We start from the raw sequence: 25,307 nt of genomic DNA, 5'->3' as shown, positions 1-25,307 counted from the left end.
ATGCTGCACCTGCGCCTCATCACCCCGCCCGACACCACGGACGACGCGGTCCGCCTCATCGAGAAGACGGTGGGCACCACCCACCTGGTCGTCCTCCCCGGCGCCGCCCGCAACCCCGCCGGCGACGTCGTCCTGTGCGACGTCGCCCGCGAGGCCGGCGACGGACTCCTCACGGCCCTCCAAGACCTCGGCCTGGACCGCACGGGTTCCATCGCCGTAGAGAACATCGACCTCTCCCTGTCCCTCCGCGCGGACAAGGCGGAAGCGGAGGCGCCGGGCGAGGGGGCGGACGCGGTCCTGTGGGAACACCTCACCGACGCGACCCACGAGGAGTCGACGCTCTCCTGGACGTACGTCGCTTTCCTCACGCTGGCGACGATGATCGCGGCGTGCGGAGTCGTGCTGGACAACGCGATCCTGATCGTCGGCGCGATGGCGGTGGGCCCGGAGTTCGGCCCCCTGGCAGCGCTATCAACCTCGATCGTCCGCAAGGCCCCACGCCTAGCGCTCCGCGCCCTGACCGCCCTCTTGGTCGGCTTCGCGGTGGCAATGGTCCTAACAGTTGCCTTCAGCTGGCTCATGGACGCAACACACCAGTTCCACGAGTCCGACCTGGAGGGCGACCGCCCCAACACGGCGTTCGTCTACGCGCCGGACGCGTTCAGCTTCGTAGTAGCGCTCCTGGCAGGAGCAGCAGGCACCCTCTCCCTGACATCAGCAAAATCGGGAGCCCTGGTAGGAGTAGCGATCTCGGTCACCACAGTCCCAGCAGCAGCAAACGCAGCGGTAGCCCTCACATACGGAGACCCCAGCCAAACCTGGGGCTCAACGGCCCAACTCCTACTGAACCTCTTGGGCATCGTGCTGGCCGGGGTAATAACGCTGCTGGTGCAGAAGTGGCTGTGGAGGAGGCAAGGGGTGGGCGGGGGAGGGTAGCCAACTGCGGGAGCATCGTGGCTGATCGCGCAGTTCCCCGCGCCCCTAAAAGACGGGGCGCGGACCGGCGGTCAACTGCGAGCAGCGAAACACATACATGCGCGGCTACCGCCGCAAGAGCAACTACAACGCAGCCGGTTGCCGGTTGCCGGTTGCCGGTTGCCGGTTGCCGGTTGCCGGTTGCCGAACGGAACCACGTCTTTTAGGGGCGCGGGGAACTGCGCGAGCAACCACGACGCACCCGCACTCAACCACCGGCCCGCACCACGTTTTTAGGGGCGCGGGGAACTGCGCGAGTAACCACGACGGACCTGCACCCAACCACCGAGCAGCACCCCACCTCCCAGGGGCGCGGGGAACTGCGCGACAAGCCACGACGCACCCGCACCCCGCCGCGCACAGCCCCACCCCTCCCGAACCCGGCACGGCACCTACCCCAGCGCCGACTTCACCGCATCCGCCAACCGCGACGCCACCGACTGCGCCTGCCCCTGATCCGCCGCCTCCACCATGACCCGAACCAACGGCTCCGTACCAGAGGGCCGCAACAGAACCCTCCCCGTCGCCCCCAACTCCCGCTCCGCCTCGGTGACAGCCGCCGCCAGCTCCGCCGACGTAGACACCCGAGACCGATCCACATCAGGGACGTTGATCAAAACCTGCGGCAGACGCTGCATGACACCAGCAAGGTCGCGCAGAGACTTACCGCTGGAGACCACCCGAGCCGCCAACATCAGCCCCGTAAGCGTCCCGTCCCCCGTAGTCGCATGATCAAGAATGATGACGTGCCCGGACTGCTCCCCCCCGAGCGCGTACCCATGCTCCTTCATGGACTCCAGCACATACCGATCCCCCACAGCGGTCTGCACAAGAGACAACCCCTCCCGCTCAAGCGCAAGCTTGAACCCGAGGTTGGACATGACGGTAGCGACAACGGTGTCGGCCCGCAGAACCCCCCGTTCCCGCATATCCAGCGCGAGCACCGCAAGAATCTGATCCCCGTCGACCTCCTCCCCGGTGTGATCGACGGCAAGACACCGATCCGCGTCCCCATCATGCGCGATCCCGAAATCAGCACCGTGGGAAAGAACCGCGTCCCTGATCTTGGAGAGATGGGTGGACCCGTACCCGTCATTGATGTTGAGCCCATCAGGCTCGGCACCAATGGTGACAACCTCAGCCCCGGCACGGGAGAACGCCTCCGGCGACACCCGAGCGGCAGCGCCATGCGCCTCGTCGAGGACGATCTTCAGCCCGTCGAGCCGATTGGGCAGCACCCCGATGAGATGGGCGACGTACCGATCGAACCCTTCGCCGTAGGAACGAACCCGCCCGACCCCGCTCCCCGTGGGCCGCGACCAGGGCTCACCATGCCGATGGCTCTCGTACACGGCCTCGATCCGATCCTCAAGATCGTCCGCAAGCTTGTGCCCACCACGAGCGAAGAACTTGACCCCGTTGTCGGGCATGGCGTTGTGGCTGGCGGAGAGCATGACACCGAGATCGGCGCCAAGAACACCCGTGAGATAAGCCACGGCAGGGGTGGGCAGCACCCCGACCTTGAGCACATCCACCCCGGCACTGGCCAACCCCGCAACAACGGCCGCTTCGAGAAACTCCCCGGACGCCCGAGGATCCCGCCCGACGACAGCGGTGGGCCGATGCCCCTCGAACGTACCCGCCTCGGCAAGCACATGAGCAGCCGCGACAGACAGACCGAGCGCCATCTCGGCAGTCAGATCCGCGTTGGCCACTCCACGCACGCCGTCGGTACCGAAGAGTCGTCCCACTTGTCCTCCTGAGGAAGCGTCACTTACGGAGATCATCCGATCACATGAGCCTATGAGCGTCTTGTGCCGTTATACGCCCAAGGCAGCAATAAACGAATGCCCCGACAGCACGGGCGTGCCGCCGGGGCATTCGAACAAGCGATAAGGGGTAGGCAGCGAAGCTGCCACCCCCCAGGGGCGCGGGGAACTGCGCGACCAGCCACAACGGACCGGCGGCCGAAAACGGCGCCCCCGGCGGAGCCTAGCGCTTGCTGTACTGCGGAGCCTTACGAGCCTTCTTCAGACCGGCCTTCTTACGCTCGACCGCACGGTCGTCACGACGCAGGAAGCCCGCCTTCTTCAGCGCACCACGGTTGTTGTCGACGTCGGCCTCGTTCAGCGCACGAGCGACACCGAGACGCAGCGCACCGGCCTGCCCGGAGACACCGCCACCACCGATACGCGCGATGACGTCGTAACGGCCTTCGAGCTCAAGAACCTTGAAGGGCTCGTTGACTTCCTGCTGGTGCACCTTGTTGGGGAAGTAGTCCTCAAGGGTGCGACCGTTGATCTTCCACTTGCCGGTACCCGGAACGATCCGGACACGGGCGATGGCGTTCTTGCGGCGGCCCAGGCCGGCGGCCGGCTGGGGGTCACCGAAACGACCCGCGAGGGACTCGGAGGTGTAGTCACCCTCCACGACGACCTCGGACTCGGTGGTGTAGCTCTCGATGTCGACGTTCTCGATGTCGACGTCGTTGTCGAGCGGCTGCTCGGCAGTGGTCTCAGCCACGGTGTTTCCTCAGCTTCTCTTGGCTAGTGAATGGTCTGCGTGGCCGGAATTACTGCGCGACCTGGGTGATCACGAACGGCTGCGGCTGCTGCGCGCCGTGCGGGTGCTGGTCACCCCTGTAGACCTTCAGCTTCGAGAGCATCTGACGGCCCAGCGTGTTCTTCGGGAGCATCCCCTTGACGGCCTTCTCGATGGCCTTCTCCGGGTTCTTGTCCAGCAGCTCGTCGTAGCGGACCGAGCGCAGACCGCCCGGGTAGCCGCTGTGGCGGTACGCCATCTTCTGGGTCCGCTTGTTGCCGGAGAGGTGCACCTTGTCGGCGTTGATGATGATGACGAAGTCACCGGTGTCGACGTGGGGCGCGTAGATCGCCTTGTGCTTGCCGCGCAGGATGGACGCGGTGGTGCTGGCGAGACGGCCCAGGACGATGTCCTGGGCGTCGATGACGTGCCACTGGCGAGTCACATCGCCGGGCTTGGGGCTGTACGTACGCACTTAGCAGCCTTCTTCTTCAGGGATGGGGTGCTGACACATGGCATCACTGAAGCGATCGTGCAGTTGGGGACGACAATGGCCGGGAACACTGCCCGTATGCCGCCCACTGGAAACTGCTCCAGGGAACCTAGGTAAGGCTCTCTCGCGTGGAAACGAGGAAGCCAATACACAACGACTAGCCAGAGTACCCGGGCCCCCACGGGCGGGTCAAAACGAGCCCTCCCGCCCCCGCCCGCGCCCTTCCTGGGAACTCCCTCACACCCAAACACGACATCTACGGGTGAGTGGGTTTCAAAGCTTCCCGAGGCTGCCCCACCGGTGTGTCGCCCCGTCTAGGATGCGGCGCATGAGCTATGGGCAGGGGGGACCTCCGTCCCAGTGGGATCCGTGGAAACCGAACTCCCAGCAGCCGTGGAACGGTGAGAGCACCGGCCCGAGCGGCCCCGACTGGGCCGCCCTCGCGGAGTCCTCGGAGAAGCGCAACAGGCGCAAGCGGATCTTCCTGATCGGCGGCGGCGCCGCGGCGACCGTCGCGATCGGTACGGCCGTGGCGATGGCCGTGGTCTCGGCGAACGGCGGCGGTACGGCGAACAAGCCGACGTCGTCCCTGCCCGCGGCCGGCGGCGACCTGCCGAGCGCCTCCTCGGCCCCCTCCTTCGCGCCGACGACGGCCCCGCCGCCGCTGAACCCGAAGGAGTTCATCTCGGACAAGACGAAGGACACGGCGCCCAACGGCCCGCACCTCCTCTTCCCGGGCACCCAGGTCACCCTCACGGGCGGCACGTTCCGCAAGGGCCCGTCCGCCGACAGCCCCGCCTGCGACAGCGGCTCCCAGGGCTCGCTCCCGAAGGTCCTGAAGGACAACGGCTGCACCCGCCTGATGCGCGTCACGTACGTGAAGGACGGCATAGCGACGACGGTCGGCGTGGCCGTCTTCGACACCGAGGCGCAGGCCCTGAAGGCGAAGAAGGACGCGGACGACAAGAGCTTCGTGAAGCCCCTGTCCGGCAACGGCATAGCCGCCTTCTGCAACGGCGCGATCTGCCGCTCGACCACCAACTCCTACGGCCGGTACGCCTACTTCACGGTCTCGGGCTTCACGAACGGCAAGAACGTCACGAAGACCGACACGGCCGTCTTCGCGGCGGGCGACACCCTCGCGGAGTTCACGTTCCAGCAGATCAACCGCCGCGGCGAGACCCAGGCATCAGCGGCGGCCACGTCGTAACGCCTGAGATCTTCATCACGTCCGGGAAGCCCGACCGACGTGCACAACCCCCCGCACCCGGCGCGCCTGCACCTGCCTCTCGGCAAGCAACTCGTCCGCCGGGTAAGCGACTTCCTCCAACGTCAGCCCGTTCGGCCGTACGACGTGTACGGCGCTGTCGCGCACCCCGGCGTCCAACACCCGCCGGGGCCACCCCGCATCCCGATGCCCGTCCCCCACGAACAGCAACGCCCCCACCATCGACCGCACTTGGTTGTGACAGAAGGCATCGGCCCGCACCTCGACCTCGACCACCCCGTCGTCCCGCCGCCGCACCCCGAAGTCGAAGATCTCCCGCACGGTGGAAGCGCCTTCCCGCTTCTTGGCGTAGGCGGCGAAGTCATGCTCCCCGACAAGTGACTTGGCGGCGGCATCCATCACGGCGACGTCCAACGGCCAGTCGTGCCACAGCACATGACTCCGAAGCAACGGATCGACCCCACCGGCCTGATCCCCCACGCGATACACGTACCGCCGCCACAGAGCCGCGAACCGAGCATTGAACCCGGCAGGAGCCTCAGCAACCCCCCACACCCGCACATCCTTGCTCAACCGCCCGGCGAGCCGCTTGAGCAACTTCTCCCGATGCTCCCCCCACACAGCCTCAGGCAGATCAACATGAGCAACCTGCCCCCGAGCATGCACCCCGGCATCGGTACGCCCCGCAACGGTGAGGTCGTACCCAACCTCCCCGGACCGCGTAACGGTCCGCAGAGCATCCTCAACCTCCCCCTGAACGGTCCGCTTCCCCCCGGCCTGCTTGGCCCACCCGTGAAATCCGGTGCCGTCGTAGGAAAGGTCGAGCCGAACCCGTACGAACCCGGTCCGCACGTCATCACTCACGGGAAAGTTCCTCTCAGGAAAAGAGAACGGGCCCGCTCCTGTGAAGGAGCGGGCCCGTACAACACCTGCCGAACGCTTACGCGTCCTTCGACTCCTCGGTGGCCTCGGTCTCCTCGACCTTGGTCTCCTCGACAGCCTTGGCCTCGTCGGCCTCCTTGACCGCGCGCTTCGTCGCGGCCTCGGCCTCACCCGTCGCCTGCTGCGCAACCGTCAGCGCCTCGACCAGCTCGATGACAGCCATGGGCGCGTTGTCGCCACGACGGTTACCGATCTTGGTGATACGGGTGTAACCACCGGGACGGTTCTCGTACCGCGGGCCGATCTCGGTGAAGAGCGTGTGGACGATGCTCTTGTCCGTGATGACCTGAAGCACCTGGCGACGGTTGTGAAGGTCACCCTTCTTCGCCTTGGTCACCAGCCGCTCGGCGTACGGCCGCAGCCGACGCGCCTTCGCCTCGGTCGTGGTGATCCGACCGTGCTCGAAGAGCGACTTGGCAAGGTTCGCCAGAAGCAGCTTCTCGTGAGAAGCACTACCACCGAGACGGGCACCCTTGGTGGGCTTGGGCATTTCATTCTCCTGAGGTGTCTGCCCCGGCCGTACGAGGTACCGGGGTCAGTATCTGAGCAGACGGTCGCCTGTCAGAGATCCGAGGCTTCTTACGAAACTCCGGAAAGGGGCATCGCCCTTAGGGGCGCGGGGAACTGCGCGACAAGCCACAGCGCACCCGCACCCAAGCACGAACCGGATGGCCCGAGCTCTTAGATCAGTACTGCTCGGTCTCCACGAAACCCGCGTCCGCGTCATCGTCGGCGCCAAAGGCGTCAGCCGCGGCGGTCGGGTCGAACCCGGGAGGCGAGTCCTTGAGCGCGAGACCCATACCGGCCAGCTTCGCCTTGACCTCGTCGATCGACTTCGCACCGAAGTTACGAATGTCGAGCAGGTCAGCCTCGGACCGAGCAACGAGCTCACCCACAGAGTGGATGCCCTCACGCTTGAGGCAGTTGTACGACCGAACCGTGAGCTCAAGCTCCTCGATCGGCAGCGCCAGATCAGCGGCGAGAGCGGCATCCGTGGGGGACGGCCCCATGTCGATACCCTCGGCGTCGATGTTCAGCTCACGAGCAAGCCCGAACAGCTCGACCAGCGTCTTACCGGCAGAGGCCATGGCGTCACGAGGACGCATCGCCTGCTTGGTCTCGACGTCCACGATCAGCTTGTCGAAGTCGGTGCGCTGCTCGACACGAGTCGCCTCGACCTTGTACGTGACCTTGAGAACCGGCGAGTAGATCGAGTCGACCGGAATACGCCCGATCTCCTGACCGACCTGCTTGTTCTGCACGGCGGAGACGTAACCGCGGCCACGCTCGACCGTCAGCTCCATCTCCAGCTTGCCCTTGCCGTTGAGCGTGGCGAGGACGAGGTCGGGGTTGTGCACCTCGACACCGGCCGGCGGCGCGATGTCGGCGGCGGTGACCAGACCCGGGCCCTGCTTGCGCAGGTACATCACGACGGGCTCATCGTGCTCGGAGGAGACGACGAGCTGCTTGATGTTGAGGATCAGGTCGGTGACGTCCTCCTTGACACCCGGCACGGTGGTGAACTCGTGCAGGACGCCGTCGATACGGATGGACGTGACAGCCGCACCCGGGATCGAGGAGAGGAGCGTACGACGCAGGGAGTTGCCGAGGGTGTAGCCGAACCCCGGCTCCAGCGGCTCGATGACGAACCGGGAGCGGAACTCGTCGACGACCTCTTCGGTCAACGACGGACGCTGAGCGATCAGCATGTGGTGAATCCTTCAGTTGTGGGCGCCCGCTATTTGACGCCCGACTCTGTACTACAAGGGTACGGGCGATACGGCCCGAAAGAGCCGTACCGCCCGGAAACCTCAGACCAAACGGCCTGCGCCAAAGATCAGACGCGGCGACGCTTGGGCGGACGGCAGCCGTTGTGCGGGGTGGGCGTGACGTCCTGGATCGAGCCGACCTCAAGGCCAGTGGCCTGGAGGGAACGGATCGCGGTCTCACGACCGGCACCCGGGCCCTTGACGAACACGTCGACCTTGCGCATGCCGTGCTCCTGCGCGCGACGGGCAGCCGACTCGGCGGCCATCTGCGCGGCGAACGGCGTGGACTTGCGGGAGCCCTTGAAGCCGACGTGACCGGCGGAGGCCCACGAGATCACGTTTCCGGCCGGGTCCGTGATGGACACGATCGTGTTGTTGAACGTGCTCTTGATGTGCGCCTGGCCGTGCGCGACGTTCTTCTTTTCCTTGCGGCGCACCTTCTTGGCAGCGCCCTGACGACCCTTGGGGGGCATCTACAAACTCCTACGGGGAGGTGGTCGGTCCTACAGCGAAGACCGCTGATGAAGCGTTGTCCGCTGAGGACTACTTCTTGCCCGGCTTCTTCTTGCCGGCGATGGCGCGACGCGGGCCCTTGCGGGTACGAGCGTTCGTGCTGGTGCGCTGCCCGCGGACGGGCAGGCCACGGCGGTGCCGCAGACCCTGGTAGCAGCCGATCTCGACCTTGCGGCGGATGTCGGCCTGGACCTCGCGACGGAGGTCACCCTCGGTCTTGATGTTGGCGTCCACGTACTCGCGGATCGCGACGAGCTGCTCTTCGCTCAGGTCGCGGACGCGGGTGTCGGGGTTGATGCCGGTCGCAGCCAGCGTCTCTTGCGAGAGGGTCCGGCCGATGCCGAACACGTAGGTGAGGGCGACTTCCACACGCTTTTCGCGCGGGATGTCAACACCGGAAACGCGTGCCATTAAATGGCTCCTGGTGATCGTCGGAGGTCTTCCACAGGACCGCCTCCCAGCTCGCCGTACTAGGTACGAACCGGGTCCCCGGCCTCCGAACCGGGGGTGTCAGACGGCTCGGCCGTCTGGGTCCTGCGTATGAACAATTCAGCTCGCGTCGCGCGAAGATTCTGCGGATGCAGAGGGGTGGATCGGGTTGCGGTCAGCCCTGGCGCTGCTTGTGGCGCGGGTTCTCGCAAATGACCATGACCCGGCCGTGACGGCGGATCACCCTGCACTTGTCGCAGATCTTCTTGACGCTCGGCTTGACCTTCATGGGATTGAGGTTCTCCGGGTCAGTGCCACCACCCCGCGTGAGCGGGATGCGGGCAAGATCTACTTGTAGCGGTAGACGATCCGGCCACGGGTCAGGTCGTACGGAGAAAGCTCCACAACGACCCGGTCGTCAGGGAGGATACGGATGTAGTGCATCCGCATCTTGCCGCTGATGTGGGCCAGGACCTGGTGGCCGTTCTGGAGCTCTACCTTGAACATCGCGTTCGGAAGAGACTCGACGACAGTGCCCTCGATCTCGATGGCACCTTGCTTCTTGGCCACGCTTCGCCCTTCGAATCGACTACCTTGATCGACTCCCGCTGCCGCATTCCAGACACACGAATGCACGAAAGCCGACGCGTCAGTCTACGTCACCCCACCCAGAAAGACGAATCGAGAAGGATGCCCCCCAACGAAGATCCCCAACCCCCCTTTTCCCCCAAACAGCCCCACACGCCCCCGAAGGACGGGAGAGGAGGACGTCAGGCCAGCGGATCGGGAGCCGCCGTCACCCCGTACTCCGCCAGTTTCGCCTTGCCGCCGTCCGGAGCCGTCAGGACCAGGGGCCCGGCCTCCGTGAGGGCCACGCTGTGCTCCCAGTGGGACGACCACGTGCCGTCGGTCGTGATGACCGTCCAGTCGTCCGCGAGGACCTCGGTCTTCGGGGTGCCGAGCGACACCATCGGCTCGATCGCGAGGCAGAAGCCGGGGACCAGCTTGGGGCCCTTGCCGCGCTTGCGCTCGACGTAGTTCAGGAGATGCGGGTCCATGTGCATCTCCGTACCGATGCCGTGCCCGCCGTAGTCCTCGATGATCCCGTACCGGCCGCCACCGGGCTTCGGCTGGCGCCGGATGTACGTCTCGATGGCCCGCGAGACGTCGACCAGCCGGCTGCCCGCCTTCATCGCGGCGATCCCGGCCCACATGGACTCCTCGGTCACCCGGGACAGCTCGACCAGTTCGGGAGCGTGCCCGGAGCCGACGAACGCGGTGTACGCGGCGTCCCCGTGCCACCCGTCCACGATCGCCCCGCAGTCGATGGAGATGATGTCCCCGGACTTGAGGACGACCTCGTCGGAGGGGATGCCGTGGACGACGACGTCGTTCACGGACGTGCAGATGGTCGCCGGGAATCCGCCGTACCCGAGGAAGTTGGACTTGGCCCCGTGCTCCGCGAGCACCTTGCGGGCCACCTCGTCGAGGTCGCGGGTGGACGCCCCCGGCACAGCGGCTTCCCGAGTGGCAGCGTGGATCGCCGCCACGACGAGCCCCGCCACCCGCATCTTGGCAATCTGCTCGGGACTCTTGATCTGCACCATGCTGGGTTGCGCCTCCTGGGCCACGGTCGTTTTCGGCACCTCAGGATACGCCCACGCACAGACGTACGCCGAAGCCCCGGTCGGTGCACTCGACCGGGGCTTCGGAGGGAACTGGAGGGCTCAGCTCTCGCGGATCACCGGCGAGACGACACAGGCACCGCCGCCGTTCCAGCAGAGCACCATGTCGTGCGGCGTACGGCCGAGGAGGTCGGTCTCCTTCGTGTCGCAGCCGTTGTCGCCACCGTCGTCGATGGTCAGGATGGTGACGATGCGGCCGTCGGCGCGGAGCTGCCGGACGTACCCGGTGACCCCGTGGTCGTCGACGCGGGTGTCACAGACGCGGAACTTGTCGCCGTCGTCGATGAAGGTCATCGTCCCGCGGCTGTTCGGCAGGCTGATGCTGACGTTGCTCGCCATGGCCGGCGAGGACGCGAACCCGATGGCGACGGCGGCGGAGGCGGCGACGATGCCCGCGCGCTTGATTGCGGTCTTCATGAATCTTCTCCCCGTTGTGAGAGCCGAGAACGGCTCAACTGCACGGGGGCATACGGAAGTTGGCCCTGCCGACCACCGTTTCCCCCGTTGGTCGGCACGACCTTATCCATCGGGATCTTGCATGTCCACGACTATCTGATGTTTCAGCAAAGCCCACCCAAAGACAGAGCGCGCACAAAGAAGCCCCCGCCGTCCCTGAGGGACGAGCGGGGGCTCGATGCGAATAACCGGGGCCTACTCGCCCTGGAGCGCTTCCATCGCACGCGCCGTGACCTCGTCGACCTTGCCCAGCGCGGAGATGGTGACGACCAGCCCCTGGGACTTGTAGTAGTCGATGATCGGCTCGGTCTGCGTGTGGTAGACCTCCAGCCGCGTACGGACGGTGTCCTCGGAGTCGTCGTCGCGCTGGTACAGCTCGCCGCCGCAGACGTCGCAGACACCGTCACGCTTCGGCGGGCTGTACGTCACGTGGAAGACGTGGCTGGAGTCCTCGCGGCAGATCCGCCGACCGGCGATCCGCTTGACGACCTCCTCCTCGGGGACCTCCAGGTCCAGCACCGCGTCCAGCTTCATGGACTCGGTGCGGAGCATCTCGTCGAGCGCCTCGGCCTGCGAGACGTTGCGCGGGAAGCCGTCGAGGAGGAAACCGCCCTCGGCGTCCGGCTGCTCCATGCGGTCCTTGGCCATCCCGATGGTGACCTCGTCCGGCACCAGGTTGCCCGCGTCCATGTAGGACTTGGCGAGCTTCCCGAGCTCGGTCTGCCGGCTGATGTTGGCGCGGAAGAGATCACCCGTGGAGATGTGCGGGATCGACAGGTTCTTGGCGAGGAACGCGGCCTGCGTACCCTTCCCGGCACCCGGCGGCCCGACGAGGACGATTCGCATCAGCGGAGGAACCCTTCGTAATTGCGCTGCTGGAGCTGGCTCTCGATCTGCTTCACGGTCTCCAGACCGACACCCACGATGATCAGGATGCTGGTACCGCCGAACGGGAAGTTCTGGTTTGCCCCGAAACCAGCCAACGCCATCGTCGGGACGAGAGCGATCAGGCCCAAGTACAGCGAACCCGGCCAGGTGATCCGGTTGAGTACGTAGGAGAGGTACTCAGCGGTCGGTCGGCCAGCCCGGATGCCCGGGATGAATCCACCATACTTCTTCATGTTGTCGGCAACTTCCTCGGGGTTGAAGGAAATCGCGACGTAGAAGAAGGCGAAGAACACGATCAGCAGGAAGTACAGCGCGATGTGCACCGGCGCCGCTGTGTCGGCGAGATTGCGGGTGACCCAGGTCGCCCACTCGGCCTGCGAGTTGGAGAACTGGACGATCAGCGCCGGGATGTAGAGCAGCGACGAGGCGAAGATGACGGGGATGACGCCCGCCTGGTTCACCTTGAGGGGGATGTAGGTCGACGTACCGCCGTAGGACCGGCGGCCGATCATGCGCTTCGCGTACTGGACGGGAATGCGCCGCTGGGCCTGCTCGACGAAGACGACGAGGCCGACCATGACGAGGCCGACCGCGATGACGGTGCCGAACTCGATCCAGCCGCCCGCCAGGGTGCCCTGCTTCTTGATGCCCCAGAGCGCGGAGGGGAAGGTCGCGGCGATCGAGATGAACATCAGGATGGACATGCCGTTGCCGATGCCGCGGTCGGTGATGAGCTCACCGAGCCACATGACGAGGGCCGTACCGGCGGTCATGCAGATGACCATCACGATGGTGGAGAAGATGTCGCGGTCCGGGACGATGTTGCTCGCGACGGAGCAGCCGGAGAAGAGGGAGCCGCTGCGGGCGGTGGCGACGAGACCGGTGCCCTGAAGGATGGCGAGCGCCACGGTCAGGTAGCGGGTGTACTGCGTGATCTTCGCGGTACCCGCCGACCCTTCCTTCTTGAGGGCTTCCAGGCGCGGGATCACGACGGTCAGCAGTTGGAGGATGATGCTCGCCGTGATGTACGGCATGATCCCGAGCGCGAAGATCGTGATCTGGAGCAGCGCGCCGCCGCTGAACATGTTGATCAGCCCGAAGAGGCTCTGGTTGCCGGACGCCTCGTCCACGCACTGCTGGACGGACTTATAGTCGACGCCGGGGATCGGGACGTGGGTACCGACCCGGTAGGCCACGACGATACCGAGCGTGAAGAGCAGCTTCTTGCGCAGGTCGGGCGTCTTGAACGCCCGGGCGAACGCGGTGAGCACGGTGCCTCCTGCGACCCCCGCGCATCTGCGTCAAGGGTGACGGTCTGAGGTTCGACGGTTGGTTGATGACGGTGCTGAATAACAGACAGCGCAGGCCACCTTACCGGCGACACTGCCCCCTCTGGAACGACCGACCGGGGATACCCCTTTTGTGGGGTATCCCCGGTCGGGATCGCTCATGTCATCGAGGCGCCTGAGGTGATCAGACGAGCTCGGTGACCGTGCCGCCGGCGGCGGTGATCTTCTCCTTGGCGGAGCCGGAGACGGCGTCGACCGTCACCTGCAGCGCCACGGAGAGCTCACCCTGGCCGAGGACCTTGACGAGGCTGTTCTTGCGAACCGCGCCCTTGGCCACCAGACCCTCGACGGTGACTTCGCCACCCTCGGGGTAGAGGGCCGCCAGCTTGTCGAGGTTGACAACCTGGAACTCGGTCTTGAACGGGTTCCGGAAGCCCTTCAGCTTCGGAAGACGCATGTGGAGGGGCATCTGGCCACCCTCGAAGCGCTCCGGAACCTGGTAACGGGCCTTCGTACCCTTGGTACCACGGCCTGCCGTCTTACCCTTCGACGCCTCACCACGACCCACACGGGTCTTGGCGGTCTTGGCGCCGGGGGCCGGACGGAGGTTGTGGATCTTGAGCGGGCTGTTCTCCGCCATGATCAGTCGACCTCCTCGACCGTCACGAGGTGGCGGACGGTGTGCACCATGCCGCGGAACTCGGGACGATCCTCCTTGACGACGACGTCGTTCAGGCGCTTGAGCCCGAGCGAACGCAGCGTGTCACGGTGGTTCTGCTTGCTGCCGATGTAGGACTTCGTCTGCGTGATCTTGAGGCGGGCCATTACGCAGCACCAGCCCCGGCACGCGCCCGCAGCAGAGCCGCGGGGGCGACGTCCTCCAGGGGGAGGCCACGGCGAGCCGCGATCTCCTCCGGACGCTGGAGACCCTTGAGGGCCTCCACCGTCGCGTGGACGATGTTGATCGCGTTGGACGAGCCGAGCGACTTCGACAGGATGTCGTGCACGCCCGCGCACTCCAGCACGGCACGCACCGGGCCACCGGCGATGACGCCGGTACCGGGGGAGGCAGGCTTGAGCAGGACGACGCCCGCGGCCTTCTCGCCCGTGATCGGGTGCGGGATGGTGCCCTGGATACGGGGGACCTTGAAGAAGTGCTTCTTGGCCTCCTCAACACCCTTGGCGATGGCGGCCGGCACCTCCTTGGCCTTGCCGTAACCGACACCTACGGTGCCGTCACCGTCGCCCACCACGACGAGCGCGGTGAAGCTGAAGCGACGGCCACCCTTGACAACCTTGGCGACACGGTTGATCGCGACGACACGCTCGACGTACGCGGTCTTCTCGGCGGCAGCTGCGCCACCGTCACGACCCTTACGGTCCCGCCGCTCGCCGCCACCGGCACCGCTTCCACGGCGCTGGGGTCCAGCCATTGGATTACCTCTCTCTTTCCGCTAGCTACGAGCGGCTCAGAACTTGAGCCCGGCTTCGCGGGCGGCGTCCGCCAGGGCGGCGATGCGCCCGGCGTACTGGTTGCCACCACGGTCGAACACCACGGCCTCGACACCGGCGGCCTTGGCACGCTCGGCGACCAGGGCGCCGACCTGCTTGGCCTGGGCCGACTTGTCGCCCTCGCCACCGCGGATCGAGGTGTCCAGGGTGGACGCCGACGCAAGGGTGTGCCCCTTGAGGTCGTCGATCACCTGGGCCACGATGTGGCGGTTGGAGCGGGTAACGACCAGACGAGGACGCTCTTCCGTACCGTTGATCCGCTTGCGGATGCGCAGGTGACGGCGCTTGATCGCGGCGCGCTTGTAGGCGTCGCCCTTCAGGATCTTCTGTCCGTATGCCATGGCTTACTTACCCGCCTTTCCGACCTTGCGGCGGATGACTTCGCCCTCGTACTTGACACCCTTGGCCTTGTACGGGTCAGGCTTGCGCAGCTTGCGGATGTTCGCCGCAACCTCGCCGACCTTCTGCTTGTCGATGCCCTCGACCTGGAAGTGGGTCGGGTTCTCCACCTTGAAGGTGATCCCCTCGGGGGCCTCGACCACGATCGGGTGGCTGTAACCGAGAGCGAACTCAAGGTTGGTGCCCTTGGCGGCGACTCGGTAACCGACACCGCTGATCTCGAGCTTCTTCACGTAACCCTGGGTCACGCCGGTGATCATGTTCGCCACCAGCGTGCGGGACAGGCCGTGCAGGGCCTTGCTCTGACGCTCGTCGTTGGGGCGGGTGACGCTCAGCACGCCGTCCTCGCCCTTGGCGATGTCGATCGGAGCTGCAACGGTGTGGGTCAGCTCGCCCTTGGGGCCCTTGACCTTCACCGTGCGGCCGTCGATGGTGACGTCCACGCCGGCGGGAACCGCGATGGGGAGCTTGCCGATACGCGACATAGCTGTTTCCTCCGTTCCCTTCTGCTACCAGACGTAGGCGAGGACTTCCCCACCCACGCCCTTCTTGCCGGCCTGCTTTTCGGTGAGGAGCCCGTGCGACGTGGAGATGATCGCCACGCCGAGGCCGCCCAGCACCTTCGGCAGGGAGGTGGACTTCGCGTAAACCCGGAGACCGGGCTTGGAGATCCGCTTGATGCCCGCGATGGAGCGTTCACGGTTCGGGCCGAACTTGAGCTCGATGGTGAGGTTCTTGCCGACTTCGGCGTCCTCGACCTTCCAGCCCGTGATGAAGCCCTCCTGCTGGAGGATCTCCGCGATGTGGGACTTGATCTTCGAAGCCGGCATGGTCACGGAATCGTGGTACGCCGAGTTCGCGTTCCGCAGACGCGTCAACATGTCTGCGATCGGGTCAGTCATGGTCATGAATTGGCCTTCGGCCTCTCTCGCCGGGGTTTCCTGTATGCGCCATCCCTCTCCCCACTCGGTGGCGGGACGGGTGCGGTGCGGGGACCTACGGCGTAGTAAGTCGTACGGGCGACTGTCAGGCGCCCAACCCTCCAAGCCTAAGCCATGGAGAGGGGGGCGCCTGACACGCCCAGTGCTTACCGAGAGCCTCTGGAATCCCTAAGTGCGGGACTACCAGGAGCTCTTGGTCACGCCCGGCAGCTCGCCGCGGTGAGCCATCTCACGAAGGCACACACGGCACAGGCCGAACTTGCGGTACACGGAGTGCGGACGGCCGCAGCGCTGGCAGCGGGTGTACGCGCGCACACCGAACTTGGGCTTGCGAGCAGCCTTAGCGATCAGAGCCTTCTTCGCCATGCTCACGCCTCCTTGAACGGGAAGCCGAGGTGACGAAGGAGCGCACGGCCCTCAGCGTCGTTGGTCGCCGTGGTCACCACGGTGATGTCCATACCCCGGACGCGGTCGATCTTGTCCTGGTCGATCTCGTGGAACATGACCTGCTCCGTGAGACCGAAGGTGTAGTTGCCACGGCCGTCGAACTGCTTGGGAGACAGGCCACGGAAGTCGCGGATGCGCGGAAGCGCGAGCGACAGGGTGCGGTCCAGGAACTCCCACATGCGGTCGCCGCGGAGCGTGACGTGGGCACCGATCGGCTGGCCCTCACGCAGCTTGAACTGCGCGATGGACTTGCGGGCCTTGGTGACCTGCGGCTTCTGGCCGGTGATCGTGGAGAGGTCGCGGATCGCGCCCTCGATCAGCTTCGAGTCACGGGCGGCGTCGCCGACACCCATGTTGACCACGATCTTCACGAGGCCGGGGATCTGCATGACGTTCTCGTAGGTGAACTCGTCCTGCAGCTTGCCCGCGATCTCCTCGCGGTACTTCGTCTTGAGACGCGGAGTGGTGGTGGTAGCCATCAGATGTCCTCACCCGTCCGCTTGGCAACGCGAACCTTGTTGCCCTCGTCGTCGAAGCGGTAACCGACACGCGTGACGACCTTCTTGCCGTCCTTCTCAACGACCAGCTGGACGTTGGAGACGTGGACGGGCGCCTCGGTCGTGACGATGCCGCCGGCCTGCGAACCGCCAGCGGTCGGACCGGCCTTGGTGTGCTTCTTGACCCGGTTGACACCCTCGACCAGGACCCGGTCCTCGCGGGGGAAGGCCGCGATGACCTTGCCCTGCTTGCCCTTGTCCTTACCGGTGATGACCTGGACCAGGTCGCCCTTCTTGATCTTCATGCTTACAGCACCTCCGGGGCCAGCGAGATGATCTTCATGAACTTCTTCTCGCGCAGCTCACGCCCGACGGGGCCGAAGATGCGGGTACCACGAGGGTCACCGTCGTTCTTCAGAATGACGGCGGCGTTCTCGTCGAAGCGGATGTACGAGCCGTCCGGACGACGGCGCTCCTTGACGGTGCGCACGATGACCGCCTTGACGACATCGCCCTTCTTCACGTTGCCGCCCGGGATCGCGTCCTTGACGGTGGCAACGATGACGTCACCGATGCCCGCGTAGCGGCGACCGGAGCCACCGAGCACACGGATGCAAAGGATTTCCTTCGCACCAGTGTTGTCGGCGACGCGCAGTCGCGACTCCTGCTGGATCACGTCTATCTCCTGTGTGTCTGCCGGTTCCCCGGGAGCCGCTCAGCGAGCGGCTCCCGGAGCCTGGCGGAACCGTCCTGCGGGGAATGCCCAGCAGGAGATTTACTTGGCCTTCTCGAGGATCTCGACGATGCGCCACCGCTTCGTGGCGGACAGCGGCCGGGTCTCCATCAGGAGGACACGGTCGCCGACGCCGGCGGCGTTCTGCTCGTCGTGAGCCTTGAGCTTGTTCGTACGGCGGATGACCTTGCCGTACAGAGCGTGCTTCACGCGGTCCTCGACGGCGACGACGACGGTCTTGTCCATCTTGTCGCTGACGACGAGACCCTCACGGGTCTTGCGGAAGCCGCGGGCCTCTGCGGTCTGCTCAGTCACGTTGTTCTCGCTCATCAGGCGCTCTCCACCGTCTCGATGCCCAGCTCGCGCTCACGCATCAGGGTGTAGATCCGCGCGATGTCCTTACGGACGGCCTTGAGCCGACCGTGGTTCTCGAGCTGGCCCGTCGCCGCCTGGAAGCGGAGGTTGAACAGCTCTTCCTTGGCTTCGCGGAGCTTCGCGAGAAGCTCCTCGTCACCCAGTTCGCGCAGCTCGGACGCCTTGGTACCGGCCGACATCACGCTTCACCTGCCTCGCGCTTGACGATCCGGCACTTCATCGGCAGCTTGTGGGCCGCACGAGTCAGCGCCTCACGGGCGATCTTCTCGTTGGGGTACGACAGCTCGAACATCACGCGTCCGGGCTTGACGTTGGCGATCCACCACTCCGGGGAACCCTTACCGGAACCCATGCGGGTCTCGGCGGGCTTCTTGGTGAGGGGACGGTCCGGGTAGATGTTGATCCAGACCTTGCCGCCACGCTTGATGTGACGCGTCATGGCGATACGAGCGGCCTCGATCTGACGGTTCGTCACGTAGGCCGGGGTAAGGGCCTGAATGCCGTACTCGCCGAACGACACCTGCGTGCCGCCCTTGGCAGCGCCGTCCCGCTTGGGGTGGTGCTGCTTGCGGTGCTTGACCCTACGGGGGATCAGCATGTCGGTCAGGCCTCCGTTCCGGTGCTTTCGGCAGCCGGAGCAGCGGCCGGAGCCTCGGCCACGGGGGCCTCGGCAGCGGCTGCCTGCTGCGGCTTACGACCGCGACCGCCACGCTCGCCGCCACCGCCGCCACGGCCACCACGGGCCGGACGGTCGTTGGCACCGCCACGGGCCGGGCGGTTGCCGGCGCGGGCTGCGGCGTTCTCGGCGCGGACCTCGGCGATGTTCTTGACGTCGCCCTTGTAGATCCAGACCTTCACACCGATACGGCCGAAGGTCGTCTTGGCCTCGAAGAAGCCGTAGTCCACGTTCGCGCGGAGCGTGTGCAGGGGCACACGGCCCTCGCGGTAGAACTCCGAGCGGGACATCTCGGCGCCGCCGAGACGGCCACCGCACTGGATCTTGATGCCCTTGGCGCCGGCCTTCATCGCCGACTGCATGCTCTTGCGCATGGCACGGCGGAAGGAGACGCGGGAGGACAGCTGCTCGGCGACGGCCTGGGCCACCAGCTGAGCGTCCGTCTCCGGGTTCTTGACCTCAAGGATGTTGAGCTGGACCTGCTTCTTGGTCAGCTTCTCCAGGTCACCGCGGATACGGTCGGCCTCGGCGCCGCGGCGGCCGATGACGATGCCCGGACGCGCGGTGTGGATGTCGACGCGGACGCGGTCACGGGTGCGCTCGATCTCAACCTTCGAGATACCGGCGCGCTCCATGCCGGACGTCATCATCCGACGGATGGCGACGTCCTCGCCGACGTACTCCTTGTACGACTTGTCGGCGTACCACCGGGACTTGAAGTCCGTGGTGATGCCGAGCCGGAACCCATGCGGGTTAACCTTCTGGCCCATTACCGGGTTCCTTCCTTGCTGCTGACGACCACGGTGATGTGGCTGGTCCGCTTGCGGATCCGGTAGGCACGGCCCTGGGCGCGCGGACGGAACCGCTTCAGGGTCGGGCCCTCGTCGACGTACGCCTCGCTGATGAACAGCGACGTGGCGTCGGGGTGGTCGTAGTTGTGAGCGGCGTTGGCGATGGCGCTGTCCAGCACCTTGCCGACGGGCTCGGAAGCGGCCTGCGGGGCGAATCGCAGGACCGCCTGAGCCTCCGTGGCGTCCATGCCACGGATAAGGTCCACCACGCGGCGGGCCTTCATGGGCGTAACGCGGATGTACCGCGCCTGGGCCCTGGCTTCCATGGTTGTCCCTCTCAGTTACTTACGTGTCTGATGCGATCCGCGCTTAGCGGCGCTTCGACTTCCGGTCGTCCTTGACGTGACCCCGGAAGGTGCGCGTCGGCGAGAACTCGCCGAGCTTGTGGCCGACCATCGACTCGGTGACGAACACCGGGATGTGGATCTTGCCGTTGTGCACCGCGATCGTGTGCCCGAGCATCGCCGGGATGATCATGGAGCGACGGGACCAGGTCTTGATGACGTTCTTGGAACCGGCTTCGTTCTGGGCGTCCACCTTTTTGATCAGGTGGCCGTCGACGAAGGGTCCCTTCTTGAGACTGCGCGGCATCTAAACCCGCTCCTAGCGCTTCTTGTTCGTCTTGCGGCGGCGGACGATGTACTTGCTCGACGCCTTCTTGGGCGAGCGAGTACGACCCTCCTTCTGACCCCACGGGGAGACCGGGTGGCGACCACCGGAGGTCTTGCCCTCACCACCACCGTGCGGGTGGTCGACCGGGTTCATCGCCACGCCACGCACGGTCGGGCGAACGCCCAACCAGCGCTTACGGCCGGCCTTGCCCCAGTTGATGTTGCTCTGCTCGGCGTTGCCGACCTCGCCGACCGTGGCGCGGCAGCGCTGGTCGACCAGGCGGATCTCGCCGGAGGGCATGCGGAGGTGGGCCATCGAGCCCTCCTTCGCGAGCAGCTGCACCGAGGCACCGGCGGAGCGGGCGAACTTGGCGCCGCCACCGGGACGGAGCTCGATCGCGTGGATCGTGGTACCGACCGGGATGTTGCGGAGCGCCAGGTTGTTGCCGGGCTTGATGTCGGCCCCGGGACCGTTCTCGACGCGGTCGCCCTGCGTCAGGCCGCGCGGCGCGATGATGTAGCGCTTCTCGCCGTCGGCGTAGTGCAGCAGCGCGATGCGCGCGGTGCGGTTGGGGTCGTACTCGATGTGCGCGACCTTCGCCGGCACGCCGTCCTTGTCGTGACGACGGAAGTCGATCACGCGGTAGGCGCGCTTGTGTCCGCCACCCTGGTGGCGAACGGTCACACGACCGGAGTTGTTACGACCGCCCTTGCTGTGCAGCGGGCGGACCAGCGACTTCTCCGGCGTGGACCGCGTGACCTCGACGAAGTCGGCGACGCTGGAGCCACGACGGCCCGGCGTAGTCGGCTTGTACTTGCGGATTCCCATTTCTCAGTCCTCGTCCGATATCGGACGATCCGACCCGCTTACGCGGTCGGACCGCCGAAGATGTCGATACGGTCGCCCTCGGCCAGGGTCACGATCGCGCGCTTGGTGTCCGCACGCTTACCGAAACCGGTCTTGGTGCGCTTGCGCTTGCCCTGGCGGTTGATCGTGTTGACGCCGGTGACCTTGACCGAGAAGACCGCCTGGACGGCCTGCTTGATCTGGGTCTTGTTGGCGCCGGGGGCCACGACGAACGTGTACTTGCCCTCGTCGAGGAGCGCGTAGCTCTTCTCCGACACGACCGGCTTCAGCAGCACGTCACGGGGGTCCGTGAAGGACTTGCTGAGCGGGGTGACGACGGTGTTCTTGCCCTCGGCCTCGTGGCGCTTCGCCTTGGCGACGCGCGCGGCCTTGGCGGCCTTCGCCGCCTTGGGGGCGATAGAGGGGTGACGGATAGCCATCTCAGACCTCAGTCCCTTCGATGTCGTTGGCCTTCGGGCCGGCGACGAAGGACTCGAGAGCGGCCTGGGTGAAGACCACGTCGTCCGAGACGATCACGTCGTACGTGTTCAGCTGGCCCGGCTCCAGGATGTGGACCTGGGGCAGGTTGCGGGCGGACAGCCACGCGGCCTCGTCGGCGCGGTCGACGACCAGGAGCAGGTTCTTGCGCTCCGAGATCTTGCCGAACAGCGTGCGAGCGGCCTTCGTGGACGGGGTCTCGCCCGCGATCACGCCGGTGACGACGTGGATGCGGTTGTGGCGGGCCCGGTCGGTGAGGGCGTGGCGCAGGGCCGCGGCCTTCATCTTCTTGGGCGTCCGCTGCGAGTAGTCGCGCGGCTGGGGGCCGTGCACGACGCCACCGCCGGCGAACTGCGGCGCGCGGGTCGAGCCCTGACGGGCGCGGCCGGTGCCCTTCTGGCGGTAAGGCTTCTTGCCACCACCACGGACTTCGCCACGGGTCTTGGTCTTGTGCGTGCCCTGGCGGGCAGCCGCGTTCTGCGCGACGACGACCTGGTGGATCAGCGGGATGCTGACCTTCTCCACGCCGAAGATCTCCGCGGGGAGTTCGACGCTTCCGGTCTTCTCGCCGGCAGGCGAAAGGATGTCAACAGTGCTCATCGGTACCTCAGGCCCCCTTGGCCGCGGTGCGGACCAGGACGAGGCCGCCGTTCGGACCGGGGACGGCGCCCTTGATGAGCAGCAGACCCTTCTCCGCGTCAACGGCGTGGACGGTCAGGTTCTGGGTGGTGACACGCTCGTTGCCCATGCGACCCGCCATGCGGAGGCCCTTGAACACGCGGCCCGGGGTGGCGCAGCCACCGATGGAGCCGGGAGAGCGGTGCTTGCGCTGGGTGCCGTGACCGGCGCCGAGGCCCTTGAAGTTGTGACGCTTCATGACACCGGCGAAGCCCTTGCCCTTGCTCTTGCCGGTGACGTCGACCTTCACGCCGGCCTCGAAGACCTCGGCGGAGATCTCCTGGCCCAGCGTGTACTCGGAGGCGTCCGCGGTGCGGATCTCGACGAGGTGACGACGGGGGGTGACGTCGGCCTTGGCGAAGTGGCCCTTGAGGGGCTTGTTCACCTTGCGCGGGTCGATCTCGCCGAAGGCGATCTGGACCGACTCGTAGCCGTCGACGTCGTTCGTACGGACCTGGGTGACGACGTTGGGGCCGGCCTTGACGACGGTGACCGGAACAACACGGTTGTTCTCGTCCCACACCTGCGTCATGCCGAGCTTCTCGCCCAGGATGCCCTTGATCTGCTTAGCCATTACTCAGATCACCGGCCTTCAGAGCTTGATCTCGATGTCGACACCGGCCGGGAGGTCGAGTCGCATCAGAGAGTCAACGGTCTTGGGCGTCGGGTCGAGAATGTCGATCAGGCGCTTGTGCGTGCGCATCTCGAAGTGCTCGCGCGAGTCCTTGTACTTGTGCGGCGACTTGATGACGCAGTACACGTTCTTCTCAGTGGGCAGCGGCACCGGGCCCGCGACCGACGCACCAGTGCGCGTCACCGTCTCGACGATCTTCTTCGCCGAGGAGTCGATGACCTCGTGGTCGTAGGCCTTGAGCCGGATGCGGATCTTCTGTCCCGCCATGGCTACTCAGTAGTCCTGTTCTTCTTCGCTCCGGAACCCGATGGTTTCCACTCTTCGCTCCGACCCACGCGGTCGGGCGTGTCGCACCCTCGCCAACAAAAGTTCCCAAGGGGAACCATCCATCTACGAGGATTTCCACCGAGCCCCTGGCCGGTACCGCACCGCACTTCCCGAAAGATTCCCGTACGTCCGCCCCAGCGCTGCCCTTGGGGCAGTTAAGGCGACGAGTACTGTGGGACTCGCTTCCGGTCCTCCCGGCGGGAGGCGCACAGCATCAACACTCGACCGAGCAACCCCGCTAGTCTGCCATACGGGGGGTCGGGTCCGCCAATCGGGTCGGGGAGCATACCCCTAGAGTGACGCAGCTCAAACGCAGGGGAGCTTCACGCCGTGCCGGATACGTTCGCAGTCACCCCGGACCCCGGACCCGCGACGCCGGACCACATACCGCGCTCGACCCTGACCCGCGTCCCCGACGGCACCCAGCTGGCCCGGGTCTCCACGCCTCGCGCCGGACCGCCCCTGTACTCCCTGCACAGCGCCCCCGACGACACCCTCCTGTGCACGATCGCCCACGTCCAGGACGCCTACCGGGACGTGTACGACGTACTGGCGCCCGACGCCACCCCCCTGGCCCGCGTCATGCACCGCCCCCGCCGCCTCCTCCCCTGGCCGCGCCGGACCCGCTGGACGGTCCTGCTCCCCACCTCCCCCACCCTCACCGGCCGCCGGGGAACCGCGTACGCCTGGTGCCTCTACGTCCTCGCCTTCCCCCTGATCCTCCTCTACGCCCTCATCGCCCTCGCCCTGGCCTTCCTCTTCGACGACCTCCCGGACCTCGACCTGGACCTGAAGCCCCCCGAACAAACCCGCTGGCGAGCCCCCCACTCCCGCCCCGCGCTCGCCTTCCGGGGCATCAAGGCGGTCTACCACCACCGCCCGGAACACCTGGACACGCGCGTGGCGTACGCCTTGGCGGTACTCCACGACCGGCATCGGACGGGCTGAGACGCACCCGGGTGGAGACCCCGTGGAACTTTCGTGTGCCTCTGCGGGGAGCGGCGAGGGCCCGCCCGACCTGCGATCCGACCCCGTGTGATGATCACACCCTCAGCCAACCTCACGGGGAGCACAGCAAGGATGGCCGATGGTCACAAGGTCGATTTCGAGGCGCTCGCCAAGCTGATCGTCGACCTCGCCGAGTGCGCGGGCGGCATGCGCACCACCATGCGGGAGCTGGAGGACATCGGTCCCTCCGGCACCGGCTCCGGCGAACTCGAAGACGCCTGCCACCACTTCCAGGCCAAGTGGGGACACGGCATCAAACTGATCGCCGACGCGACGAGCGGCGTCACCGAGAAGGTTGCGCAGGCGGGCCGGCTCTACCAGGGCACGGAGGACGAGGTGGTGAAGCTCGTCTCTGCGGTGCAGGCGGTCGACAAGACCATGCGGGCGGGTGACCGATGACCTCCGCGGCGATCTCCTTCCAGGTCCAGCCGGAGTTCCACGCCGTCCCGCTGGGCACCGCCGAGGACTCGTTCGACGAGCAGATGCGGCGGTTCGCCCACGACTACTGGGGCGAGCGCGCGGATCTGGAGCCGCTGCGCCTGTTCACCAAGGCCGCGTACACGGCCGGCGCGCAGACCCTCGTCGAGGGCGGTGTCGTCTACAACGCGCTCGGTGTCTTCCCGGTCGGCGGCAGCGCGGACGGCACCGAGCCGCCCGAGCGCGTCAGCCGGGCCACGCTCACGGTCAGCGTGCGCGAACTGGACAACCCTGACCCCCAGTTCACCGCCATGGGCATCGCCCAGGCCCTGGACAGGGCGAACGAGGGCGGCGAGACCCGGCCGGTCTCCCTCCCCGCGGGCCCCGCAGTCGTTCACGTCGCCGCTTCCCGCGCCGTCTGGGAACTGCCGGAGGGTGAGCAGGAGCAGCACTTCGTACGGATCGAGGTGTGGCTCCCGTTCCCCTCCGAGGACCACGTCCTGCTCCTGTGCCTGAGCACCCCCGACGTCCAGGACCTCTTCCGCTGCCAGGCGATCCTCGCGGACATCGCGGACACCGTGGTCTTCGAGCCGGAGAACCCTGCGCGGGAGCCCGCCGTCACCCCCTCCCCCTTCCGCGCCTACTGAC

Annotated in this window: 40 protein-coding genes; 5 read left to right on the top strand and 35 right to left on the bottom strand. The window is 66.4% G+C overall.

Going from position 1 to position 25,307, the window contains the following annotated elements:
* Entirely contained in the window at positions 1 to 936 is a 936-nt protein-coding gene (locus tag J8M50_RS28945) for a DUF389 domain-containing protein (protein ID WP_010354211.1), read from the top strand.
* A gap of 431 nt (positions 937 to 1,367) precedes the next feature.
* Here J8M50_RS28945 and glmM read toward each other — a convergent pair whose 3' ends face one another.
* The 3 genes from glmM to rplM form a co-directional block, all read right to left on the bottom strand.
* The gene (gene glmM / locus J8M50_RS28940; RefSeq protein ID WP_010354212.1) at positions 1,368 to 2,726 is read right to left on the bottom strand and encodes a phosphoglucosamine mutase; all 1,359 of its coding nucleotides are present in this window, start codon (positions 2,724 to 2,726) and stop codon (positions 1,368 to 1,370) included.
* Between the two features lie 241 nt (positions 2,727 to 2,967).
* Positions 2,968 to 3,498: a 30S ribosomal protein S9 gene (gene rpsI / locus J8M50_RS28935; protein WP_010354213.1), complete on the bottom strand. Its 531-nt coding sequence runs from the start codon at positions 3,496 to 3,498 to the stop codon at positions 2,968 to 2,970.
* A gap of 49 nt (positions 3,499 to 3,547) precedes the next feature.
* Entirely contained in the window at positions 3,548 to 3,991 is a 444-nt protein-coding gene (rplM, locus tag J8M50_RS28930; protein WP_010354214.1) for a 50S ribosomal protein L13, read from the bottom strand.
* Positions 3,992 to 4,337: 346 nt separating this feature from the next.
* On the opposite strand from rplM, the gene J8M50_RS28925 reads away from it, so the two are divergent.
* Positions 4,338 to 5,219, top strand: coding sequence for a hypothetical protein (locus tag J8M50_RS28925; protein WP_010354215.1), 882 nt, complete (start codon positions 4,338 to 4,340; stop codon positions 5,217 to 5,219).
* Between the two features lie 15 nt (positions 5,220 to 5,234).
* Here J8M50_RS28925 and truA read toward each other — a convergent pair whose 3' ends face one another.
* The 32 genes from truA to rpsJ all read right to left on the bottom strand — a co-directional run bounded on the left by truA (position 5,235) and on the right by rpsJ (position 23,174).
* Positions 5,235 to 6,101, bottom strand: coding sequence for a tRNA pseudouridine(38-40) synthase TruA (gene truA / locus J8M50_RS28920; protein WP_010354216.1), 867 nt, complete (start codon positions 6,099 to 6,101; stop codon positions 5,235 to 5,237).
* A 76-nt stretch (positions 6,102 to 6,177) separates the two neighbouring features.
* A complete protein-coding gene (gene rplQ, locus J8M50_RS28915; protein WP_010354217.1) occupies positions 6,178 to 6,669 on the bottom strand; it encodes a 50S ribosomal protein L17 in 492 nt (163 codons plus the stop codon).
* 196 nt (positions 6,670 to 6,865) lie between these two features.
* On the bottom strand, positions 6,866 to 7,888 hold the full coding sequence (locus tag J8M50_RS28910) for a DNA-directed RNA polymerase subunit alpha (RefSeq protein WP_003966937.1): 1,023 nt from the start codon (positions 7,886 to 7,888) through the stop codon (positions 6,866 to 6,868).
* Positions 7,889 to 8,016: 128 nt separating this feature from the next.
* Positions 8,017 to 8,421, bottom strand: coding sequence for a 30S ribosomal protein S11 (gene rpsK, locus J8M50_RS28905; protein ID WP_010354218.1), 405 nt, complete (start codon positions 8,419 to 8,421; stop codon positions 8,017 to 8,019).
* Between the two features lie 70 nt (positions 8,422 to 8,491).
* The gene (gene rpsM / locus J8M50_RS28900; RefSeq protein ID WP_010354219.1) at positions 8,492 to 8,872 is read right to left on the bottom strand and encodes a 30S ribosomal protein S13; all 381 of its coding nucleotides are present in this window, start codon (positions 8,870 to 8,872) and stop codon (positions 8,492 to 8,494) included.
* Between the two features lie 193 nt (positions 8,873 to 9,065).
* Entirely contained in the window at positions 9,066 to 9,179 is a 114-nt protein-coding gene (gene rpmJ / locus J8M50_RS28895) for a 50S ribosomal protein L36 (protein ID WP_003998809.1), read from the bottom strand.
* A gap of 59 nt (positions 9,180 to 9,238) precedes the next feature.
* Positions 9,239 to 9,460 carry a translation initiation factor IF-1 gene (gene infA / locus J8M50_RS28890; RefSeq protein WP_003948620.1) on the bottom strand — a complete coding sequence of 74 codons (222 nt, stop codon included), beginning with the start codon at positions 9,458 to 9,460 and terminating at the stop codon, positions 9,239 to 9,241.
* A gap of 200 nt (positions 9,461 to 9,660) precedes the next feature.
* A complete protein-coding gene (gene map / locus J8M50_RS28885; protein ID WP_010354220.1) occupies positions 9,661 to 10,497 on the bottom strand; it encodes a type I methionyl aminopeptidase in 837 nt (278 codons plus the stop codon).
* Between the two features lie 120 nt (positions 10,498 to 10,617).
* Positions 10,618 to 10,992: a hypothetical protein gene (locus J8M50_RS28880; RefSeq protein ID WP_010354221.1), complete on the bottom strand. Its 375-nt coding sequence runs from the start codon at positions 10,990 to 10,992 to the stop codon at positions 10,618 to 10,620.
* A 234-nt stretch (positions 10,993 to 11,226) separates the two neighbouring features.
* A complete protein-coding gene (locus J8M50_RS28875; RefSeq protein WP_010354222.1) occupies positions 11,227 to 11,877 on the bottom strand; it encodes an adenylate kinase in 651 nt (216 codons plus the stop codon).
* A complete protein-coding gene (gene secY / locus J8M50_RS28870; protein ID WP_010354223.1) occupies positions 11,877 to 13,190 on the bottom strand; it encodes a preprotein translocase subunit SecY in 1,314 nt (437 codons plus the stop codon). Before secY ends, J8M50_RS28875 begins: the two co-directional genes overlap by 1 nt.
* A 202-nt stretch (positions 13,191 to 13,392) precedes the next feature.
* Positions 13,393 to 13,848 carry a 50S ribosomal protein L15 gene (gene rplO / locus J8M50_RS28865; protein WP_010354224.1) on the bottom strand — a complete coding sequence of 152 codons (456 nt, stop codon included), beginning with the start codon at positions 13,846 to 13,848 and terminating at the stop codon, positions 13,393 to 13,395.
* A 2-nt stretch (positions 13,849 to 13,850) separates the two neighbouring features.
* Positions 13,851 to 14,033 carry a 50S ribosomal protein L30 gene (gene rpmD / locus J8M50_RS28860; RefSeq protein WP_005313525.1) on the bottom strand — a complete coding sequence of 61 codons (183 nt, stop codon included), beginning with the start codon at positions 14,031 to 14,033 and terminating at the stop codon, positions 13,851 to 13,853.
* Positions 14,033 to 14,641 carry a 30S ribosomal protein S5 gene (gene rpsE, locus J8M50_RS28855; protein ID WP_010354225.1) on the bottom strand — a complete coding sequence of 203 codons (609 nt, stop codon included), beginning with the start codon at positions 14,639 to 14,641 and terminating at the stop codon, positions 14,033 to 14,035. Before rpsE ends, rpmD begins: the two co-directional genes overlap by 1 nt.
* 36 nt (positions 14,642 to 14,677) lie before the next feature.
* A complete protein-coding gene (gene rplR, locus J8M50_RS28850) occupies positions 14,678 to 15,061 on the bottom strand; it encodes a 50S ribosomal protein L18 (RefSeq protein ID WP_010354226.1) in 384 nt (127 codons plus the stop codon).
* A 3-nt stretch (positions 15,062 to 15,064) separates the two neighbouring features.
* The gene (rplF, locus tag J8M50_RS28845) at positions 15,065 to 15,604 is read right to left on the bottom strand and encodes a 50S ribosomal protein L6 (protein WP_010354227.1); all 540 of its coding nucleotides are present in this window, start codon (positions 15,602 to 15,604) and stop codon (positions 15,065 to 15,067) included.
* Between the two features lie 24 nt (positions 15,605 to 15,628).
* On the bottom strand, positions 15,629 to 16,027 hold the full coding sequence (gene rpsH / locus J8M50_RS28840; RefSeq protein ID WP_010354228.1) for a 30S ribosomal protein S8: 399 nt from the start codon (positions 16,025 to 16,027) through the stop codon (positions 15,629 to 15,631).
* Positions 16,028 to 16,240: 213 nt separating this feature from the next.
* A complete protein-coding gene (locus J8M50_RS28835; protein ID WP_003956452.1) occupies positions 16,241 to 16,426 on the bottom strand; it encodes a type Z 30S ribosomal protein S14 in 186 nt (61 codons plus the stop codon).
* Between the two features lie 2 nt (positions 16,427 to 16,428).
* Positions 16,429 to 16,986: a 50S ribosomal protein L5 gene (gene rplE, locus J8M50_RS28830; RefSeq protein ID WP_010354229.1), complete on the bottom strand. Its 558-nt coding sequence runs from the start codon at positions 16,984 to 16,986 to the stop codon at positions 16,429 to 16,431.
* Complete coding sequence (gene rplX, locus J8M50_RS28825; RefSeq protein ID WP_010354230.1) at positions 16,986 to 17,309, bottom strand: 50S ribosomal protein L24; 324 nt, start codon at positions 17,307 to 17,309, stop codon at positions 16,986 to 16,988. The genes rplE and rplX overlap by 1 nt, the downstream gene beginning before the upstream one ends.
* A gap of 2 nt (positions 17,310 to 17,311) precedes the next feature.
* Complete coding sequence (rplN, locus tag J8M50_RS28820) at positions 17,312 to 17,680, bottom strand: 50S ribosomal protein L14 (RefSeq protein ID WP_003998823.1); 369 nt, start codon at positions 17,678 to 17,680, stop codon at positions 17,312 to 17,314.
* 99 nt (positions 17,681 to 17,779) lie between these two features.
* Positions 17,780 to 18,067 (bottom strand): 30S ribosomal protein S17, encoded by a 288-nt coding sequence (gene rpsQ / locus J8M50_RS28815; protein WP_010354232.1) that lies wholly within the window; start codon positions 18,065 to 18,067, stop codon positions 17,780 to 17,782.
* Entirely contained in the window at positions 18,067 to 18,291 is a 225-nt protein-coding gene (rpmC, locus tag J8M50_RS28810; protein ID WP_003998824.1) for a 50S ribosomal protein L29, read from the bottom strand. The genes rpsQ and rpmC overlap by 1 nt, the downstream gene beginning before the upstream one ends.
* Entirely contained in the window at positions 18,291 to 18,710 is a 420-nt protein-coding gene (rplP, locus tag J8M50_RS28805) for a 50S ribosomal protein L16 (RefSeq protein WP_010354233.1), read from the bottom strand. Before rplP ends, rpmC begins: the two co-directional genes overlap by 1 nt.
* A gap of 5 nt (positions 18,711 to 18,715) precedes the next feature.
* Complete coding sequence (gene rpsC, locus J8M50_RS28800; RefSeq protein WP_010354234.1) at positions 18,716 to 19,558, bottom strand: 30S ribosomal protein S3; 843 nt, start codon at positions 19,556 to 19,558, stop codon at positions 18,716 to 18,718.
* Positions 19,558 to 19,905 (bottom strand): 50S ribosomal protein L22, encoded by a 348-nt coding sequence (gene rplV, locus J8M50_RS28795; protein WP_010354235.1) that lies wholly within the window; start codon positions 19,903 to 19,905, stop codon positions 19,558 to 19,560. Before rplV ends, rpsC begins: the two co-directional genes overlap by 1 nt.
* A 43-nt stretch (positions 19,906 to 19,948) precedes the next feature.
* Complete coding sequence (rpsS, locus tag J8M50_RS28790; RefSeq protein WP_010354236.1) at positions 19,949 to 20,230, bottom strand: 30S ribosomal protein S19; 282 nt, start codon at positions 20,228 to 20,230, stop codon at positions 19,949 to 19,951.
* Between the two features lie 12 nt (positions 20,231 to 20,242).
* A complete protein-coding gene (gene rplB, locus J8M50_RS28785; RefSeq protein WP_010354237.1) occupies positions 20,243 to 21,079 on the bottom strand; it encodes a 50S ribosomal protein L2 in 837 nt (278 codons plus the stop codon).
* Positions 21,080 to 21,117: 38 nt separating this feature from the next.
* Positions 21,118 to 21,537: a 50S ribosomal protein L23 gene (gene rplW, locus J8M50_RS28780; protein WP_010354238.1), complete on the bottom strand. Its 420-nt coding sequence runs from the start codon at positions 21,535 to 21,537 to the stop codon at positions 21,118 to 21,120.
* 1 nt (position 21,538) lies between these two features.
* Positions 21,539 to 22,195, bottom strand: a complete 657-nt coding sequence (gene rplD / locus J8M50_RS28775) for a 50S ribosomal protein L4 (protein ID WP_010354239.1) — start codon at positions 22,193 to 22,195, stop codon at positions 21,539 to 21,541.
* Positions 22,196 to 22,202: 7 nt separating this feature from the next.
* Positions 22,203 to 22,847, bottom strand: coding sequence for a 50S ribosomal protein L3 (gene rplC / locus J8M50_RS28770; protein WP_005481233.1), 645 nt, complete (start codon positions 22,845 to 22,847; stop codon positions 22,203 to 22,205).
* An 18-nt stretch (positions 22,848 to 22,865) separates the two neighbouring features.
* Entirely contained in the window at positions 22,866 to 23,174 is a 309-nt protein-coding gene (rpsJ, locus tag J8M50_RS28765; RefSeq protein WP_003948644.1) for a 30S ribosomal protein S10, read from the bottom strand.
* 390 nt (positions 23,175 to 23,564) lie between these two features.
* Between rpsJ and J8M50_RS28760 the strand changes: the two genes are divergently transcribed.
* The 3 genes from J8M50_RS28760 (at position 23,565) to J8M50_RS28750 (ending at position 25,306) form a co-directional block, all read left to right on the top strand.
* Positions 23,565 to 24,182, top strand: a complete 618-nt coding sequence (locus tag J8M50_RS28760) for a hypothetical protein (protein ID WP_010354240.1) — start codon at positions 23,565 to 23,567, stop codon at positions 24,180 to 24,182.
* 132 nt (positions 24,183 to 24,314) lie between these two features.
* Entirely contained in the window at positions 24,315 to 24,641 is a 327-nt protein-coding gene (locus J8M50_RS28755; protein ID WP_010354241.1) for a DUF6317 family protein, read from the top strand.
* Entirely contained in the window at positions 24,638 to 25,306 is a 669-nt protein-coding gene (locus tag J8M50_RS28750) for a hypothetical protein (RefSeq protein ID WP_010354242.1), read from the top strand. The genes J8M50_RS28755 and J8M50_RS28750 overlap by 4 nt, the downstream gene beginning before the upstream one ends.
* The last annotated feature ends 1 nt before the right edge of the window (position 25,307 follow it).

Source organism: Streptomyces acidiscabies, assembly GCF_020010905.1.
Lineage (GTDB): Bacteria > Actinomycetota > Actinomycetes > Streptomycetales > Streptomycetaceae > Streptomyces > Streptomyces acidiscabies.
The sequence above is the reverse complement of the archived record's forward strand: the minus strand, read 5'-3'. Positions and strand labels throughout refer to the sequence as shown.